The organism is Tsukamurella strandjordii, assembly GCF_039525985.1.
Classification (GTDB): domain Bacteria; phylum Actinomycetota; class Actinomycetes; order Mycobacteriales; family Mycobacteriaceae; genus Tsukamurella; species Tsukamurella strandjordii.
Genome location: NZ_BAAAII010000003.1, coordinates 66,686 through 83,185 on the forward strand (window position 1 = coordinate 66,686; position 16,500 = coordinate 83,185).

A 16,500-nucleotide genomic window follows, 5' to 3' on the forward strand; every position below is an offset into this window, starting at 1 on the left:
CTGCCGCTCCGGGCCGTCCGGGAACGGGAGGTCAGTGCGCCGGGGCCGGCCCGGTCCCGAACGCCGCCCGCAGCGTGGGCGCCGCGGCGTCCTTCCCGGAGCGCACGTACTCGAGCGGCGCACCGTCGCGCCCGGTGGATGGCCAGGCGATGCCGAGCTCCGGGTCGAGGGCGTCGAGGTCGTGATCGAGCTCCGGGCTGTACTCGAGCGAACACAGGTACATCACCGTCGACTGGTCCTCCAGCGACAGGATGGCGTGCCCCAGCCCCGCCGGCAGGTGCACGACGCGCCGGTCCACATCGTCGAGCAGGACGTGATCCCAATGCCCGAACGTGGGCGAGCCGGGCCGCAGGTCCACCACCACGTCGAGGAACGCGCCGCGCACGCACGTCACGTACTTCGCCTGGCCGGGCGGGTCATCGGTGTAGTGGATGCCGCGCAGCACCCCGGCGGCCGACACCGAGCAGTTCGCCTGCAGGAGCGTCAGCGGCGCGCCGACCACGGCCTCGAACTCCGACGCCTTGAACCACTCCAGGAAGCGCCCCCGGTCGTCGCCGAACTGCTGCGGCGTGAACTCCCACGCCCCCGGGACGGACAACTGCCGTGCCTTCATCGTCATCGGTTCCGCTCGCTCTCCAGAAGGCTCAACAGGTACGCACCGTATCCCGATTTCACGAGCGGCTCGGCGCGCGCACGCAATTCGTCGTCGGTGAGGAAACCGCGGCGCCACGCGACCTCCTCCGGGACGCCGATGCGCAGTCCCTGGCGTTGCTCGATCGTGCGGACGTAGGTCCCGGCGTCCAGCAGGGAGTCGACGGTGCCGGTGTCGAGCCACGCCGTTCCCCGCGGGAGCACGTGCACCTGCAGGCGCCCCTGTTCGAGGTAGGTGCGGTTGATGTCGGTGATCTCCAGTTCGCCGCGCGCCGACGGGCGCAGTCCGGCGGCGATGTCCAGCACGTCGTTGTCGTAGAAGTACAGGCCGGGGACCGCGTAGTTCGACCGCGGACGCTCGGGCTTCTCCACCAGGGACAGCGCCGTGCCGGCCTCGTCGAACTCGATGACGCCGTACCGCTCGGGGTCGCTGACCCGGTAGGCGAAGACGGCGCCGCCGTCGAGGTCGCCGAACCGCGCCAGCTGCGTCCCGAGACCGGGGCCGTAGAAGATGTTGTCGCCCAACACCAGTGCCGCCGAGTCGTCGCCCACGTGCTCGCGGCCGATGATGAAGGCGCTGGCCAGACCGTCGGGTTCGGGTTGCACCGCGTAGCTGATCGACACTCCGAACTGGGAGCCGTCGCCCAGCAGGCGGGTGAAGGCCTCGCTGTCGTGGGGTGTCGTGATCACCAGCACGTCCGAGATCCCCGCGAGGATCAGCGTCGAGAGCGGGTAGTAGATCATCGGCTTGTCGTAGACCGGGACCAGCTGCTTGCTCACGCCCAGGGTGATCGGATGCAGACGGGATCCGGTGCCGCCCGCCAGGATTATTCCGCGCACTCGCCTATCCTTCCTCGGTCCGCCCGCGACCGCCGCGCACGTCGTCCGCGACCAGGTCATCTATGCGGGCCAGGTACTCGTCCATCGTGCCGCCGCGCGCACGGGCCGCGGTCCGCAGCGCATCGCGCCGCGGCGGGTCCGCCAGGAGACGATCTATCGCAGCTCGCAGTGCCGCCGCATCGCCGGGCGGCACCAGTTCGGCGCACGAGGCATCGAGGTATCCGTGCAGCCCCGAGACATCGCTCGCCACGATCGGCACCCCCGCCTGGGTCGCGTTCATCACCCGGATCTGGCCGATGCTGGCGCCGGTCTCCGGCACGGGGATCACGTACACGGTCGCGGCGTCCACGATCGCCTGGTGTTCGTCGGCGGGAACGTCGTGCCGCACCACGACGCCCGCGGCGGCGAGCCGGCGGACCAGCGACAGGTCCTCGCCGGTGCACACCACCCGGACGTCCCAATCTGCACCGTCCGCCGCGGCGAAGAAGGTCTCCCAGTCCGTCCGCCGGCCCGTGGCGACCACGATCCGGCCGTCGTTCCGCGCGGCGAGCGGCGTGTCGTCGAAGCGACCGGGCCACTGCACCACGCGGAACCGGTCGGCCGGCACCCGCTGGACCGCGGCGAACCGCTCCACCTCGGCGGCGGTGAGTACCTGCGCGCGCAGCAGCGCGCGGCGGAGGAGTACCCGCCGCAACAGATGGAATCGCACGCGGGCGAGGCGGCCCGGCCCCTCCGGCGGGTGCACGATGTACTCGAGCAGCACGAGCCGGCGCCGGCCGATCAGTCCGTAGAGGATCAGGCAGACCGTCGCGCCGGGACTCGGGTTCGTGGTCACCACCGCGTCGGCGCGCAGCCCGACCGCCGCGAGCGCGAGCCCGCGAACGGTGCCGTTGCGCGCGGCCAGCCACCGGATCCGGGGCGGTAGCGCGCCGTCGAGCCGGGTGGCGCCGGAGATGGACGGCGCGTACCACGAGTCGGCGACGATCGTGCGGGGCCGGCTCACGCTCCGCCCCCGAGCCGCCGCGGTTCGGCCCGCCGCCGCAGGGCGGGCGCCACGGGGCGCCCGTGCAGCAGCCCGTCGACGGTACCCGCCGCGATCGCCCGTGCGTACACCTCGAGCGCCTCGGCCGTCGCGGCGACCGTCTCGGCCACGTCGGTGTCCGTGTGCGCCGCCGAGATCACGAACGACTGCCCGAGGACTCCCCGCTCGAGCAACTCCTGCAGCAGCAGGGTGCGGTAGGCCTGGGAGGGAGCACCGTCGGGTCCGCGCGTCACGAACACCTCGCACGAGGGCCTGCCGGCCACCAGCACGTGGTCGGCGACGCCCGCGGCCCGCGCGGCGGCGTTCACGCCGTCGGACAGGTCGCGCCCGGCGGCCTCCATCCGGCCGACGGGGTCGCCCTCGCGGTAGGCACGCACCACCGCCCGGAACGCGCTCAGGGACGCCGTCTCCGGACCGTGGGTCGTGGACAGCAGGAAGGCGCGGTCCCGGTCGGTGTTGAGGCCGCCGAGTTCCATGTACTCGCGCCGCCCCGCCAGCGCTGCCAGCGGGAAGCCGTTCGCCATCGCCTTTCCCCAGCACGACAGGTCCGGGGTCACGCCGTACACGGACTGCGCGCCACGCTCGGACCACCGGAATCCCGTGATCATCTCGTCGAAGACGAGGAGCGCGCCGTGCTCGTCGCACAGTGCGCGCACGGACTGCAGGAATCCCGGCTCCGGTTCGGCCATCGCGGTGGCGGCCTCGAGGAAGACGGCGGCGATGCGGCCCGGATGGGCGGCGAACACCTCGGCCAACGACTCCGGGTCGTTGTAGCGGAAACGCACAGTCGCCGCACGGATCCCGTCCGGGATGCCCGCGGACATCTCGGTGGTGCCGATGAACCAGTCGTCCACGGAGAAGAACGGCTGGTCGCAGACCGCGACCAGGTCGCGCCCGGTCGCGGCGCGGGCCAGGCGCACGGCCGCCGTGGTCGCGTCGGAGCCGTTCTTGGCGAACTTGACCATGTCCGCCGTCGGGACGAGCTCCAGGAAGTCCTCGACGGCCGCGAGCTCCAGCTCGGTGGGCCGGGTGAAGTTGACCCCGTCCCGGATGGCCTCCGCGACCGCGTCGACCACGGGGCGGTAGCCGTGGCCGAGGGTCACGGACCGCAGGCCCATGCCGTACTCGATGTACTCGTTCCCGTCGACGTCCCACACCCTGGCGCCCGCACCGCGCGCCAGGACGGGTGTCAGATGCTCCGGGTACTGGTCGGATCCCCGGGCGTAGGTGTGTGCCCCGCCGGGCACCGTCTCGTGCAGCCGCGCCTGCAGGCGCGCCGAGCGGCTCAGGTCGCGACGATCGCTCACGCGGACGTCCTCTCGGGTCGCGGGTCACAGGTCAGCCGGTGCGCCAGTTCGGGATACCGCCCCGCGACCTCGGCCCGCAGGTCCGGCACCGTGAGGAAGACGGTATCCGGCCGGGCGGCGATCAGCTCGTCGGGCGAGATGATCGGGATGTCGGTCCCGGGCATGCGCCGGCCCTGTTTGGCGGGTGAGGCGTCCGCGACGCCGGCCACCGTCGAGCGGTCCACGCCGGCGAGGGCGAACAGCGCGACCGCGCGGGAGGCGGCGCCGTAGGCGTACGCCCGGCGTCCGGCCGCGGCGTGCTCGCGCGCCCACGCGCGCAGGTCGCGCACCTGTTCGGCGCACGCGCGGCCGAGCCCGGACACCGCGTCCGGCGTGGTGATCCCCGAGGCCGCCTCGGCGGCCAGGATGAGCCGCAGCGCGGGGTCCGTGACCGGCTGCGTCCCGTCCCCGTGCTCGGCCGCCACCAGCACCGTGCCGCCGTACAGATCGAACTCCCACGCGGTGCGCAGGCGCATACCCGTGCCGGCCAGCAGCCGCCGGACCGATGTCAACGAGTAGTACGCGAAGTGGCCGTGCCGCAGCGCGTTCCATTGCCGTCCGGCCACGATCGCGGTCAAGGAGTGGAACTGCAGGAGGAGCACTCCGTCGGGCGCGGTGGCGGCGGCCCGCCGGGCGAACGCCGCCCGCTGATCGGGCTCGTGCATGATGCCGAAGCAGTCCAGGACCACATCGGCCGGAAGGGTGGACTCGGCGAAGCCGCGCTCGCCGAGCAGCGGCAGCCACGTGCCGCCGTGGGGACTGCCGAACTCCCGCACCGTCGTCCCCGAGAGGTAGCCCGCGGCCGCGACCCGGGCGACGGCGTCCGCGGCCTGCTCGCGCAATGCCGCCGGCTCCACGCCGCGCGGCTCCTCGGTGACCGTGTCGTCGTCGGCGAGCTGCGCGAGCCCGCACGACGGACACAGGTCCATCGCCAGGGGGTGCGCCGACTCCGCCGCCGAGATCGGCTCGTCCACCGGCGGGAAGTGATCCGCGGCCGGCACCGCACCGACGTCGAGGACGCGGTGGCCGCCGTGTTCGCCGCAACCCCGGCACCCGCTCATGGCACGATCACCCCGTGCGCATCGAGTACACAGACCTGGACGACGTCGTCCTGTTCGTCCCGCAGCCGCACCACGACGACCGCGGGCTCTTCACCCGGACCTTCGACGCCGACGTCTTCGACCGGCACCTCGGCCGGCCCGCGGCCGCGGCGTTCGTGCAGGACTCGCAGTCCCGCTCGCGCCGCGGCGTGGTCCGCGGGATGCACGGCCGGGCCGGGCGCGGCGAGGCGAAGCTCGTGCGCTGCGCGCAGGGCGCGATCCACGACGTGCTGGTGGACATCCGCCCGGAGTCCGCGACGTTCGGGCGCCGGCAGGCCTTCCTGCTCGACGGTGCGGACTTCCACCATCTCTACGTGCCCCCGGGGTTCCTGCACGGCTTCTAGGCGCTGACGGAGACCGCCGACGTCTGCTACCGGATCGACCGGCCGCACGATCCGTCGGAGGACCTGGCGGTGGCCTACGACGACCCCGAGCTCGGCATCGCCTGGCCGGAGCCGGTGACCGCGGTCTCGGCGCGGGACGCCGCCGCACCCGGCTGGGCGGACCTGCTGGCCCGCCTGACCTGAGCGGCGGGCGGATCGGGGAGCGGACATCGTCAGGTCCAGCGCATCGACGGGTCGAGCGCGCCGTCGGCGCGCAGGTGCTCGAGGTGCGCGAGGCGGGTGAACCGCTCGAAGAAGGCCTCCGACGTGAGGCCGCGCGCGGTGTACTCGCGGTACAGCTCGGCGGCACCGTCGGGGATCGACCATTCCGCCTCGAACCCGAGCCCCTCACGCGCGCGGCTGAAGTCGACCCGGTAGGAGCGCGGGTCCGCCCCCGCCTCGCCGGTGATGTTGAGCGTCGAGCCGGGGACGGCCGCCACGACCGACTCGGCGATCTCCGCGACGGTGAGGTTGTTGCGCTCGGTGCCGATGTTGTAGGCCCGGCAGGAGATGTTCTCGACGGGCGCGGTCAGGCACACCGCGAACGCGCGCGCGATGTCCTGGGCGTGCACCAGGGGCCGCCATGGCGTCCCGTCCGAGAGCACCTTGACCTCCCCGGTCAGCACCGCGTAGCCCACCAGGTTGTTCAGCACGATGTCGGCGCGCAACCGCGGGGAGAAGCCGAAGGCGGTGGCGTTGCGCAGGAAGACCGGCGCGAAGCCGGAATCGGCGAGCGCCGCGGCGTCGTCCTCGACCCGGACCTTGCTCTCCGCGTAGGGCGTCAGGGGGCGCAGCGGGGCGTCCTCGTCGACGAGTCCGTCGCCGGCGGCGCCGTACACCGAGCACGTGGAGGCGTACAGGAACCGGGACACGCCCGCCTCCTTGGCCAGGCGCGCCAGCCGGGTGGAGGCGTGGTGGTTGATGTCGTAGGTGATCTCCGGCGCGAGGGCGCCCAGCGGGTCGTTCGACAGCGCGGCCAGGTGGATCACCGCGTCGAAGCCCGCCAACTGCGCCACGGTCAGGTCGCGCAGGTCGACGGCGATCGTGGGGGTGTCGTCGGCGAGTCCGCCGAGAACGCAGTCCGCGAAGTAGCCGGTGTCGAGGCCGACCACGTCGTGCCCCTCCGCCCGCAGGATCGGGACCAAGACGGTGCCCAGGTACCCCTGGTGGCCGGTGACGAGAACTCTCATGACGGGGAACCTCCGAAGTCGATCGCCGCCTTCTCGATGAGGAAGGCCTCGGCGTGGGTGGAGCGGCACTGGACGCCGCGCAGGCGCGAGAGTCCCGCGAAGGACTGCTCGTCGAACCAGTCGTGTTCGACCTGGGACGGGTAGTGCCGGTGCAGCAGGCGGACCTTCTCCGCAGCGACCTCGTCCGTGATCGGGTGGAACAGCGTGGGCCGGGGGGTGTCGGTCTCCCACTTGAGGATCTCGTACCCCAGGATCAGGTGGTCCCGGAACTCGGTGGGCGCCAACTCGGCGAGCAGCCGGTGGTCCTGGTGCGCGTCGGCCCGGTGCGGTGCGAAGACCAAGTCGGGTGCGCTGTCGCGACGGAAGGCCGCGAGCGCGTCCTTGAGCCGGTCCCAGTGGGCGGGAGCGCGGCCGTCGGGCAGGTCGAGCACCGTCACGGCGACGTCCGCGCCGGGCGCGAAGGCCGCGAGGGCGGCGCGCTCCTCGGCCTCGCGTGCGGTGCCCGCGCCGCTGCCGACGAAGGCACGGACCCGCAGGCCCGGCCGGGACCGCGCCAGCGTGAGCAGCGTGCCGCCCATACCGATGGCGATGTCGTCGCAGTGCGCGCCGAGTACCGCGATCACCCGGATCGGTTGCGCGGCGAGTGCGATCACCGCGCGTGATCCCAGAGCATCCAGGGACGGTCGCCGCGCCCGTAGCCGGCGTCCAACTCGGCGCGCTCCTTGAAGGTGTCGGCGGGCTTCCAGAAGCCGTTGTGCTTGTAGCCGATCAGGCGGCGCTCCCGGGCGAGGGCGCCGCACGCGTCCTCCACCAGGTCGCCCCCTTCGGGCAGCACGTCGAAGACCTCCTGGGTCAACACGAAGTAGCCGCCGTTCTCCCAGATCGGGAACTTGGAGACGGGCGTGATCCCGGTGACGAGCGCGGACTCGTCCACGTCCACGCAATGGAATGACGACTGCGGCGGGACCAGCAGCATCGACGCCGCGGCGCCGCTCTCGCGCACGCGCTCGACGATGCGGTCCATCGGCGCGTCGCTCAGCACGTCGGCGTAGTTGGCGAGGAAGTACTCGTCGCCGCCCAGGTGCGCACGCACGCGCCGCAGCCGCTCACCGATGGCCGATTCGAGGCCGGTGTCGACGAAGGTGATCGTCCAGTCGCTCATGTCGGACTGGAGCAGCTCCACGTCGCCACCGCGGATCACGAAGTCGTTCGACGCGGTCTCGCGGTAGTTGAGGAAGTAGTCCTTGATGTGGCTCGCCCCGTAGCCCAGGCACAGGATGAAGTCCTTGTGCCCGAAGTGGGCGTAGTACCGCATCACGTGCCAGATCAGCGGACGCGGACCCACCATCTGCATCGGCTTCGGCACCATGTCGTCCGGGCTGTTGCGCATCCGCATCCCGTAGCCGCCGCAGAAGAGAACGACCTTCATGATTGACTCGCTTTCGTCGGTACGGCATCGGAGACGTGCAGTTCCGGCAGCGGGATCACCAGCTCCGCGCCCCAGTCCGCGATGTGCGCCAGCTGCGCGGAGATCTCGTCCGCCAGGTTCCACGGCAGTACGACGACCACGTCCGGACGGTCCTCGTCGATCCGCTCCGGAGCGTGGATCGGGATCCGCGTCCCCGGGGTGAACCTGCCGTGCTTGTACGGGTTGCGGTCCACGGTGTACTCGAGCAGGTCGGCCCGGATCCCGCAGAAGGTCAGCAGGGTGTTGCCCTTGCCCGGCGCGCCGTAGCCGACGATGCGCTTCCCCTCGGACTTGCGGTCCAAGAGGTACCGCAGCAGGTCGTGCTTGACCCGTTCGGTCCGCGGGCGCAGCGCGAGGTAGCCGTCGAGTGCGTGCAGCCCGGCCCGCTCCTCGAGGTCGAGCACGTCGGCGACCCGAGGATCGGGCTCGCCCGCGGCGGCCTCTGGCCGGGCCCAGAGCCGGATAGAGCCGCCGTGGGTGGGGATCAGCTCGACGTCCACGACCGCGAGCCCGGCCGTGGCCAGCGCGCGCTGCGCCGAGAGCACGGTGTAGTACTGGAAGTGCTCGTGGTAGATGGTGTCGAACTGCCCCAGCTCGACCAGGTTCAGCGCGTGGTGCACCTCGATGCTCAGCCAGCCGTCGTCCGCGAGGAGGGCACGCAGCGACCGGGTGAACCCGAGCAGGTCGGGGATGTGGGCGTAGACGTTGTTGGCGACTACCAGGTCGGCTGGGCCGTGCTCGGCGCGAACGGCCTGCGCGGTCCCCTCGTCGAGGAAGGCGGTGTGGGTGGGCACACCGCGCTCGCGGGCCGCGGCGCCCACGTTCTGCGAGGGCTCGATCCCGACGCAGGGGATCCCGGCGGCCACGACGTGCTGAAGCAGGTATCCGTCGTTGCTGGCCACCTCGACGACGAGACTGTCGGATCCCAGGTCCAGCCCCAGCCGGTCGCGGGCGGCGTCGACGAACCGTTTCGCGTGCGCCACCCAGCTGTCCGAGTACGACGAGTAGTACGCGTACTCGGTGAACGTCTCCTCCGGCAGGATCAGCGCGGGTATCTGCAGGAGCAGACACTCCTCGCATACCCGCAGGTGGAGGGGGTACGTGGGCTCCGGCAAGTCCAGCTCGTCGGCGGTGAGGAACTTCTCGCACGGCGGGGTGGCGCCGAGGTCCAACACGCTGTGCAAGCGGTCCGCTCCGCACAAGCGGCAATTCATCGACACCTGAGACATTCCTCACTCACCGTGGATACACACTTTAACATGACCAATAATCGGCCCGTCATGGCTACTCCGGGCGAGAGCCGCTCGGCATCATGAGTAATATCACAACACGGAAGCCGATGTTCAAGACCCTTGACATCGTCCTCGATCACACCTGATTTCTTCGCGCTACTTCATGACAGTGGGAAGACCGCGACGGCAGGGACAGGCAGCGACGTCGAGAGGTACAGCGGTGACGGATCACCCAGCGGAGGGGGCCGCGTTCGGCTCGGAGCCGGCATCGCTGCGCCTCCACAGGTCCGCCCCGTCCACCGCGGCGTGGGGCGTCGTCGACGCGGTGATCGCGGTGATCGCCACAGCGGCCGGTGCGGTCTGGTCGACCGAACACGGCGGCGGCGTCCTGACCAGCGCGTTCACGGCGGCAACCGCAGCCTTCCTCTGGTTCGTCCTGTTGCAGTGGTCGAAGGCCCTCGCGGTTCCGCTCCTGCGTTCCGGGACGCCGGAACTGCGGCACGTGGTGGTGACGACCTTCGTCGTCTTCGGTGGAGCCGCCATCCTGAACGAATTCGTCCGAGCCCCGATCCTGGACGGCCTGGCCAAGGTCTCGCTGCCGATCGCCCTGATCGCGATCGTGGTCTGCCGACTCGTGCGCGAAAGCTGGCTGCGCGCCTCCGACGGGCGCGCGCGCAACGACACCCCGACCCTCGTCGTCGGCGGCTACTACTCGGTGCGCGCCACCTGCCTCGCGCTCGGGCGTGCGCGGGCGACCGGGGCGCGCATCGTGGGGGCCTGCGTGCCCGAAGAGGTCGGCCGAGCGCACCGGACGATCGACCTCGGCGAGCAGGTCGTGCCGATCGTGGGCACCGACCGGGAGGTCATCGCCGCGGTCACCACCACGGGCGCCACTGTGGTCGCGCTGACCGCGACGGATTCGCTCGGCCCCGGCGATCTGCGGACCCTGATCTGGGAGCTGCAGGAGCTGTCGGTGGAGCTGATCGTCACCCCGGGCGTCGTCGACATCGCCGGGCACCGGATCGCGTACGCGAGCGTGGGCGACATGCCGATGCTGCACATCGCGATGCCCCAGCACGCGCGCGCGGATTCACTCGCGAAGCGGCTGTTCGACATCGTCTTCTCGGCCGCCGCGATCCTCGCGTCCGCCCCCGTCATGATCGCGGCCGCCGTCGCGATCAAGGTCGACAGCAGCGGGCCGGTCTTCTACCGGTCCACCAGGATCGGCGAAGACGACGCGCCCTTCGAGATGATCAAGTTTCGGAGCATGTTCGAGGACGCCGACCAACGCCTCGAGGACCTGCGCGCGGCGAACCAGGGCAGCGGCGCGCTGTTCAAGATGCACGACGATCCGCGCGTCACCCGGGTGGGACGGTTCCTCCGGCGCTACAGCATCGACGAACTCCCCCAGTTCTTCAACGTGCTCCGTGGCGAGATGTCCGTGGTGGGCCCCCGCCCGGCGCTGGGTCGCGAGGTCGACGAATACTCGCCCGTGATGCGCCGGCGGCTGCTGGTGAAACCCGGCATCACCGGGGCGTGGCAGGTGAGCGGCCGCTCCGACCTGAGCTGGAACGAGTCGATCCGGATGGACGTCGGCTACGTCGAGAACTGGTCGCTCGCCCGGGACCTCATGATCGTGGTCCGCACCGTCCGCGCGGTCCTGGCCAGCGACGGCGCGTATTGACACGGACCGGGACGCTACCGTGGTGGCCGTGACCGACGACCGGAGCCGCACCGCGCCGCCATCGCGACCCGAACCGCGCGCTGGGCACTCATCGGGACGGCCCCTGGGCGATGCGGGTTTCGCCGCGCGGGAGCTCGTCGTGACCGTCGTCGGCTGCGCCCTGCTCGGGGTGCTCTCCGGGGCCGTCGGCGGCCTGCCGGAGCGGATGGCCGGAGGACGATAGGTTCCGCGGCAATCGCGGTATGGAGCGGATCAGGCCCGGCAGTCGCCCCGGACGAAGGCTTTGAGCATGCCCACCGCCTGGTAGCTGTACGTCAGCGCCAGTCCGCGAGGTTGAACCGGTACTGCCGCGGCACCGCGCGCATCACGGTGCCGCCGTCGAAGCAGTGCCCGAAGACGTACCTCGCGCGGACCAGGTGGTACCCCCAGCTGACCACGATCACGGAGCACCATCCGTACCGCTCGGCAAGCCGCTGGGCGAAGATCGCCTCGCCGCGGGTCGTGTTGGCTCGAGCGTCTCGCACAGGACGCGGATGCCGCCGGCGTCCCCGGCGCACAGCCGGTCCATCAGCGGGGCGCCGCTGCCGTACGGATCGGACAGGACCACCGTTCCCGCGTAGCCCGCCCGCGCGAGGTCCAATCCGTACTCCTCGCGGCCGTCGTGCTCGGGGGCGAGCACGACGATCGCGTCGACCCGGGTCAGCGGATCTTCGGACGAGCGCCCGTACACCAGCCACCCCGCCGAGAGCACCGTCGCGACCACGACCGTCATCACGGCGGCGAGCCCCCAGACCGACCGCCGGAGCCTCGCTCCCCGCCTCACGCCCACCGGATCGAGAGTACCGCCGGCCCCGACGACCGGCCCCTCCCTGTTCGGGCGTGACGACGCGGCGGCCCAATGATCCGCGTAGGGTGCTCATCACCACGAGCCGCGCACCGCTTTCAGGAGTGACATCCATGGAGATCCTCGTTCCGGGTCCGGAGGCCGACGCCCGCGTGACCGAGCTGCGCGCCGCAGGGTTCGACCTCGTGGACGGCTGGTCCGCCGGAGGCCCGGAACTCACCGCGCTCGCCGCCCTGCCGCAGCCGCCGGCCGGATGCCCCGAAGCCTGGGACCCGGGCGACGAAGAGCGCGTGGAGGAACTGAGCCGCTACGTGGTGTGCAAGTGGCGGCGGACGATCGCCCGCCTGCCCCGGTCCGACGTCTACCACCTGCTCCGGACCGCCCGAAATCGCCACCTCATCTCCGACGCCGACCAGGCCTCGTGGTCGGCGTCGCTGGTCGGGGTCGTGGGGCTCAGTGTCGGCTCGTCGGCCGCGACCGCGTGCCAGCTCACGGGGGTCCGTCGCTTCCGCATCGGCGACGGCGACGAACTCGGGATCACCAATCTCAATCGCATCGTCGACTCCGCTTTCAACGTGGGCACGGCCAAGACCGAGTCACTGCGTCGCCGGCTACTCGAATGCGATCCGTACGCGTCGGTCGACACTTTTCCGCAAGGAATATCCGAATCCGACATCGATTCTTTTCTCTGTGGGGATTCGGGGGACGAACAGCTTTCGGTGCTGATCGAGGAGATCGACGGCATCCACATGAAGGTGGCCCTCCGCCGGCGCGCACGCGAGCTCCGCATTCCGGTGGTGATGGCGACGGATCTCGGTGACGACGTGGTACTCGACGTCGAACGGTTCGACATCGACGAGCACACCCCGATCCTGGGCGACCGTCTGGCGTCGTTCAGTGACGATCAACTGCGCGACCGGGAGCCGAGTACGGCGGTCGCGCTCGCCGGCGCCCTCCTCGCCGACGTCGTCACCCCCCGGATGCTGGAGGTCGCCGGCGAGGTCGGGCGGAGCCTGAGCTCGTGGCCGCAGCTCGGCAGCACCGCCATGCACTCCGGTGCTGTGGCCGCCCACGCCGCCAGGCTGATCTGCACGGGCCACGAGCTCGCCACGGGGCGCTATCTGCTGCGTTCCGAATTCACTACTACACACAACTGACGTGCGAATCGGGTAATCGCCCGAGCGCTTGCACCCCAGCTGAACGCAGTACGTCTTGTCGGTCTGCGATCGCACAGTTCACGACACCACCGCGTGATGCGGTTTTCGTCATTGGAAAGTTCGCGACAGAACTTCTCATCCAATCCTGCGCGTTTACCCTTTGAGCATTCGATCCGATATCGAATACCGCTCTCGGTCAAGAATACGACATGGCGTCGTCACAATTGAAAGGAACACACATGACCATCGATTCTGCCCTCGTCCGCGCGGTCACCGGTCCACCCGCCGCAACGCCTCTTCCCGAGCACGGCGTGGAGTTCGTCGATCGCCGCACCGGCGTGACCTGCATCTTGGACACCCCCGCGCGCCGCCCGGACCTCTGGCGCCAGTACCTCGACGGCGTCGAGCGCGCGTACCGGTCCTGGGGCGTCGAAGAAGCCTTCGATCGGCACGAGGTCGAGACCGGTTCGTCGACGACGCTGTTCTGCGCGATCGTGGACGACCAGACCGGCCGGGTCGTCGCGGGGCACCGGATGCAGGGGACGTACTCGAGCGCGGCCGAATCGCACGCACTCATCGAGTGGGCGGGACAGCCGAGCCTGCACCTCCTCGTCGACGCCATCGACTCGCGGCTCGACGGAGGGCTCATCGAGGTGAAGTCCGCCTACGTCGGGCTCACCGACGAGCGCGCGGGTGGCGTTGCCAACCTCCTGTCCCGCGTGGGCCTGATCGTCATGGCGCTCACCGACGCGCGGTACATGATGGCGACGGCGGCGGAGCACGTGCTCAAGCGGTGGTCCCAGGGCGGCGGCCGGATCGACCGGTCGATCCCCGCTACGCCGTACCCGGGCCCGCAGTACCGCACCCAGGTGATGTTCTGGGATCGGGACCGGTTGCGCGCCGACGCCGAGCCCGGCCTGTGGCCGCTGATGCTGACCGAGTTCCACGAGGCATTTGGATCTAACCTGCAGTCTGCAGGCTAAACAGCACATGCACCCGCGGCCACGTCGACAACCGGCGTTTCAATGACTGCCTAATCGCACCCATTGAACCGGCTGCATGAGGGATGCAATACAGTGTGTGCTTTGGTACGGAGGACTCCAGTGCGAGGCTGTGTATGAGGCCGCGCTGCGCACGGCAGAAGGTGGACCGAAGATGAAGCAGTCACCTGATGTATCCGGTAGACTACCGATGTCCGATTTCACGGGCGGAATCTACTTCGGCTTCGATCTCCGCTCGCTCGGCCTCCTCTTCAGTGTTGGCGGCGCGGTTCCCCTGCCGCTACTGGCACTAGTCGATCCTGGCCTGGTGGTCCCGGGCGCTCTACCTTGGTTGTCCGGGATCTGGTTCTATAGCGTGTTGTCGTTCATCGTCGTGGTCCGGGCGCGACCGGCGGTCAGCGATTGCACGTTCATCGCGCTCAGTTCGGGCGGAATGTTCGGCATCGGGCTGGCCTCATTCCTGGTGGCAGACGCCCCTGCGGCGAGCGTGATACTCTGCCTGAACGCAGCTATACCCGCACTCGCGGCAATGCAGTCACGGGCGGTAGTGGTAGTGGCGTTCCAGGTCGGCGCGCTGTTCTTCATCGTCGCGCACGCTGCTTCGGAGCGGGATGAGCCCGCAGTCGCCCTCGTCCGGTTCGGTGTCGCTACTCTGGCCACCTTATTCCCGACGCTTATCGTTCTCGGATTCCGCCGATCGCTGGAGCACCTCCTCCGGGTTCAGATAGAGCTCGGTCGGATCGATCCCCTCACTGGTGTGTTCAATCGCCGCGGGCTAAGCGATCACGCAGCTCGATTGCTCGCTTCCAACCAGAAAGTTGGTCTCCTGGCGATCGATATCGACAACTTCAAATCCATCAACGACGTCAACGGTCACGCACACGGCGACGAGGTTCTAGTCCGGACCGCCAGCCGCCTCGTAAGCCTCGCCGGGCCGGATGCGGTAACGGCTCGACTCGGTGGCGAAGAGTTCTTGATCGTGACGCCGGTCGATCAGCTCGAGTCGATCGAGCAATTAGCCGAGCAGATCCGTATCGCGATAGCTTGCGACGGCGAGGTCACTGTCAGCATCGGTGCTGTCATGCACCCAACACCGGTTCTTGGCCCGGAGACCCTTACCTGTAGTGCTGACGTTGGCGCAAACAAACCAGTGGCACTCTTTGACGACCTCATCAAATCAGCGGACCGACAGATGTACGCAGCCAAACAAGCAGGCCGCAACCGTGTCGTCGTGGAATATGCGATCGATCAGGCGTGAAAGGATTCTAATAATTCTCACTGGCGCCCACGTTGCATACCTATTGGCGGGTGGTTGGATTCCCAGACCGGATAATCGGTTCGATTAGGTCGTTAGATCATCCCCCATACTACTAATCCAAGTTGGACGCGCATTAGTGAGGTGCCTGGGGTATTCTTGACGTATGGCGAATACAGATCTCGCCCTGACCACCGCCCCTGCTACCGGTGACCTCCTTTACGGGCTCTTCCCATTCAGAGTGCGTTGACCCGGTCGGCGAGCTGACCGGAGTGCAGTAGTGATCGCAGGATGTAGTGCTCGAGTGTCGGCGGTGCGGGTTGTACCAGGCTTCGATCCATTCGAAGATCGCGGAAGCGAGCTGCTCGGTGGTGTCCCAGGTGCGGGTGTCGAGCAGCTCGCGTTGCATTGTCGACCAGAACGATTCCATCATCGTGTTGTCCACCGACGAGGCGACGCGACCCATCGATCCGAGCAGCCCCGCTGAGCGCAGACGATGACCGAAAACCCAAGAGGTATACTGACTTCCACGATCTGAATGCATGATCGTCCCGGCGTCGGGGTTGCGTCGCCAGAGCGCCATCTGCAGGGCGTCGACAACCAGATCGGTGCGCATGTGATCGGCGATGGACCAGCCGACGATCCGCCTCGAATACGTGTCGAGGACGGCGCAGCAGTAGACCTTGCCGCCCGTGCGGGCGGGGTGTTCGGTGATGTCTGTGCACCAGATCTGATCCGGCCGCTCCGCGACGAACCGCCGTTGCAGCAGGTCATCGTGCACCGCCGGGGCCGGCCTGCCGCGTTTCTTGCGGCGAGCTCCGATACCGGCGATGCCGAGCAGCCGCATCAGCCGGGCGACCCGCTTACGGCCGGCTCGCTCACCGCTGCCCAGGCGCAGTTCCGCATGCACCCGCGGCGATCCGTAGCAGCCCCGCGACCCGGTATGGATATCGCGGATCACGTTCGCCAAGTGAGCATCCGATTCATCCCGCACCGAGGCGGGACGATCACGCCACTCGTAATACCCCGACGTGGACACGTTCAGCATCTCGCAGGCCACCGCGACGGGATATCCGTCCGCGGCGAGCTCATGGACCAGCGAGAACCCTATTTTGGGAGGACATTCTCCCGCGCGAAATACGCCGATGCGCGTTTGACACCTACCGAGTCTGCGGCGTGACGTGTTGGCGCACTTGGCGACTGTCAATGGCCATGAAGTTCTCCCCGTAGTCGGCCAGTAGATCTCCCCGCTGGTGGCCACGGGTTCTCCCCGGTGGCGGCCAGTGGTTTTCCCCACCCGTTTCTCT

16 protein-coding genes and 2 pseudogenes are annotated in these 16,500 nt (G+C 69.4%); 6 read left to right on the plus strand and 12 right to left on the minus strand.

The features are described from left to right. Positions 1-31: 31 nt before the first annotated feature. The 5 genes from ABD108_RS05760 to ABD108_RS05780 are packed head-to-tail and all read right to left on the minus strand — an operon-like array spanning position 32 to position 4,940. Positions 32-613: a dTDP-4-dehydrorhamnose 3,5-epimerase family protein gene (locus tag ABD108_RS05760; RefSeq protein ID WP_114515089.1), complete on the minus strand. Its 582-nt coding sequence runs from the start codon at positions 611-613 to the stop codon at positions 32-34. Positions 614-615: 2 nt separating this feature from the next. After that, positions 616-1,491: a glucose-1-phosphate thymidylyltransferase RfbA gene (gene rfbA, locus ABD108_RS05765; protein ID WP_114515090.1), complete on the minus strand. Its 876-nt coding sequence runs from the start codon at positions 1,489-1,491 to the stop codon at positions 616-618. Positions 1,492-1,495: 4 nt separating this feature from the next. Further along, entirely contained in the window at positions 1,496-2,494 is a 999-nt protein-coding gene (locus tag ABD108_RS05770) for a glycosyltransferase (protein ID WP_114515091.1), read from the minus strand. After that, complete coding sequence (locus ABD108_RS05775; protein WP_114515092.1) at positions 2,491-3,840, minus strand: glutamate-1-semialdehyde 2,1-aminomutase; 1,350 nt, start codon at positions 3,838-3,840, stop codon at positions 2,491-2,493. Before ABD108_RS05775 ends, ABD108_RS05770 begins: the two co-directional genes overlap by 4 nt. Further along, positions 3,837-4,940 (minus strand): transferase, encoded by a 1,104-nt coding sequence (locus ABD108_RS05780; protein ID WP_114515093.1) that lies wholly within the window; start codon positions 4,938-4,940, stop codon positions 3,837-3,839. The genes ABD108_RS05775 and ABD108_RS05780 overlap by 4 nt, the downstream gene beginning before the upstream one ends. Before the next feature lie 14 nt (positions 4,941-4,954). Here ABD108_RS05780 and ABD108_RS05785 point away from each other — a divergent pair. Beyond that, positions 4,955-5,506 (plus strand): annotated as a pseudogene (locus ABD108_RS05785) (dTDP-4-dehydrorhamnose 3,5-epimerase family protein). A gap of 29 nt (positions 5,507-5,535) precedes the next feature. On the opposite strand, the gene ABD108_RS05790 reads toward ABD108_RS05785, so the two are convergent. Genes ABD108_RS05790 through ABD108_RS05805 form a run of 4 tightly spaced genes read right to left on the minus strand, consistent with a single transcriptional unit; the run spans position 5,536 to position 9,234 of the window. Then, entirely contained in the window at positions 5,536-6,552 is a 1,017-nt protein-coding gene (locus tag ABD108_RS05790; RefSeq protein ID WP_114515094.1) for an NAD-dependent epimerase/dehydratase family protein, read from the minus strand. Continuing rightward, positions 6,549-7,205, minus strand: coding sequence for a PIG-L deacetylase family protein (locus ABD108_RS05795; RefSeq protein ID WP_114515095.1), 657 nt, complete (start codon positions 7,203-7,205; stop codon positions 6,549-6,551). Before ABD108_RS05795 ends, ABD108_RS05790 begins: the two co-directional genes overlap by 4 nt. Next, entirely contained in the window at positions 7,202-7,981 is a 780-nt protein-coding gene (locus tag ABD108_RS05800; RefSeq protein ID WP_114515096.1) for a glycosyltransferase family protein, read from the minus strand. The genes ABD108_RS05795 and ABD108_RS05800 overlap by 4 nt, the downstream gene beginning before the upstream one ends. Beyond that, positions 7,978-9,234: a class I SAM-dependent methyltransferase gene (locus tag ABD108_RS05805; protein WP_114515097.1), complete on the minus strand. Its 1,257-nt coding sequence runs from the start codon at positions 9,232-9,234 to the stop codon at positions 7,978-7,980. Before ABD108_RS05805 ends, ABD108_RS05800 begins: the two co-directional genes overlap by 4 nt. A 238-nt stretch (positions 9,235-9,472) precedes the next feature. On the opposite strand from ABD108_RS05805, the gene ABD108_RS05810 reads away from it, so the two are divergent. Together ABD108_RS05810 and ABD108_RS05815 are read left to right on the plus strand one after the other, a co-directional pair. Next, a complete protein-coding gene (locus tag ABD108_RS05810) occupies positions 9,473-10,936 on the plus strand; it encodes a sugar transferase (RefSeq protein ID WP_343929761.1) in 1,464 nt (487 codons plus the stop codon). Positions 10,937-10,964: 28 nt separating this feature from the next. After that, a complete protein-coding gene (locus ABD108_RS05815; protein WP_146489215.1) occupies positions 10,965-11,159 on the plus strand; it encodes a hypothetical protein in 195 nt (64 codons plus the stop codon). 91 nt (positions 11,160-11,250) lie between these two features. Here ABD108_RS05815 and ABD108_RS05820 read toward each other — a convergent pair whose 3' ends face one another. Then, a complete protein-coding gene (locus tag ABD108_RS05820; protein ID WP_331456365.1) occupies positions 11,251-11,379 on the minus strand; it encodes a hypothetical protein in 129 nt (42 codons plus the stop codon). Further along, a complete protein-coding gene (locus tag ABD108_RS05825) occupies positions 11,376-11,765 on the minus strand; it encodes a hypothetical protein (protein WP_331456366.1) in 390 nt (129 codons plus the stop codon). The genes ABD108_RS05820 and ABD108_RS05825 overlap by 4 nt, the downstream gene beginning before the upstream one ends. A 128-nt stretch (positions 11,766-11,893) precedes the next feature. On the opposite strand from ABD108_RS05825, the gene ABD108_RS05830 reads away from it, so the two are divergent. The 3 genes from ABD108_RS05830 to ABD108_RS05840 all read left to right on the plus strand — a co-directional run bounded on the left by ABD108_RS05830 (position 11,894) and on the right by ABD108_RS05840 (position 15,196). Next, positions 11,894-12,937: a ThiF family adenylyltransferase gene (locus tag ABD108_RS05830; RefSeq protein WP_146489216.1), complete on the plus strand. Its 1,044-nt coding sequence runs from the start codon at positions 11,894-11,896 to the stop codon at positions 12,935-12,937. Positions 12,938-13,176: 239 nt separating this feature from the next. Continuing rightward, entirely contained in the window at positions 13,177-13,920 is a 744-nt protein-coding gene (locus ABD108_RS05835; protein WP_114515100.1) for a hypothetical protein, read from the plus strand. A 208-nt stretch (positions 13,921-14,128) separates the two neighbouring features. Beyond that, positions 14,129-15,196: a GGDEF domain-containing protein gene (locus ABD108_RS05840; RefSeq protein WP_343929762.1), complete on the plus strand. Its 1,068-nt coding sequence runs from the start codon at positions 14,129-14,131 to the stop codon at positions 15,194-15,196. A gap of 322 nt (positions 15,197-15,518) precedes the next feature. Here the strand turns inward: ABD108_RS05840 and ABD108_RS05845 are convergent. Next, positions 15,519-16,241: pseudogene (locus ABD108_RS05845) on the minus strand (IS3 family transposase); the annotation flags it as partial. Positions 16,242-16,500: the final 259 nt, after the last annotated feature.

Bases quoted from the DNA above. Each gene is read 5' to 3' on its own strand.
- ABD108_RS05760 (WP_114515089.1), bottom strand. From the start codon at position 613: ATGAAGGCACGGCAGTTGTCCGTCCCGGGGGCGTGGGAGTTCACGCCG.
- ABD108_RS05780 (WP_114515093.1), bottom strand. From the start codon at position 4,940: ATGAGCGGGTGCCGGGGTTGCGGCGAACACGGCGGCCACCGCGTCCTC.
- ABD108_RS05790 (WP_114515094.1), bottom strand. From the start codon at position 6,552: ATGAGAGTTCTCGTCACCGGCCACCAGGGGTACCTGGGCACCGTCTTG.
- ABD108_RS05800 (WP_114515096.1), bottom strand. From the start codon at position 7,981: ATGAAGGTCGTTCTCTTCTGCGGCGGCTACGGGATGCGGATGCGCAAC.
- ABD108_RS05805 (WP_114515097.1), bottom strand. From the start codon at position 9,234: ATGAATTGCCGCTTGTGCGGAGCGGACCGCTTGCACAGCGTGTTGGAC.
- ABD108_RS05830 (WP_146489216.1), top strand. From the start codon at position 11,894: ATGGAGATCCTCGTTCCGGGTCCGGAGGCCGACGCCCGCGTGACCGAG.
- ABD108_RS05835 (WP_114515100.1), top strand. From the start codon at position 13,177: ATGACCATCGATTCTGCCCTCGTCCGCGCGGTCACCGGTCCACCCGCC.
- ABD108_RS05840 (WP_343929762.1), top strand. From the start codon at position 14,129: ATGTCCGATTTCACGGGCGGAATCTACTTCGGCTTCGATCTCCGCTCG.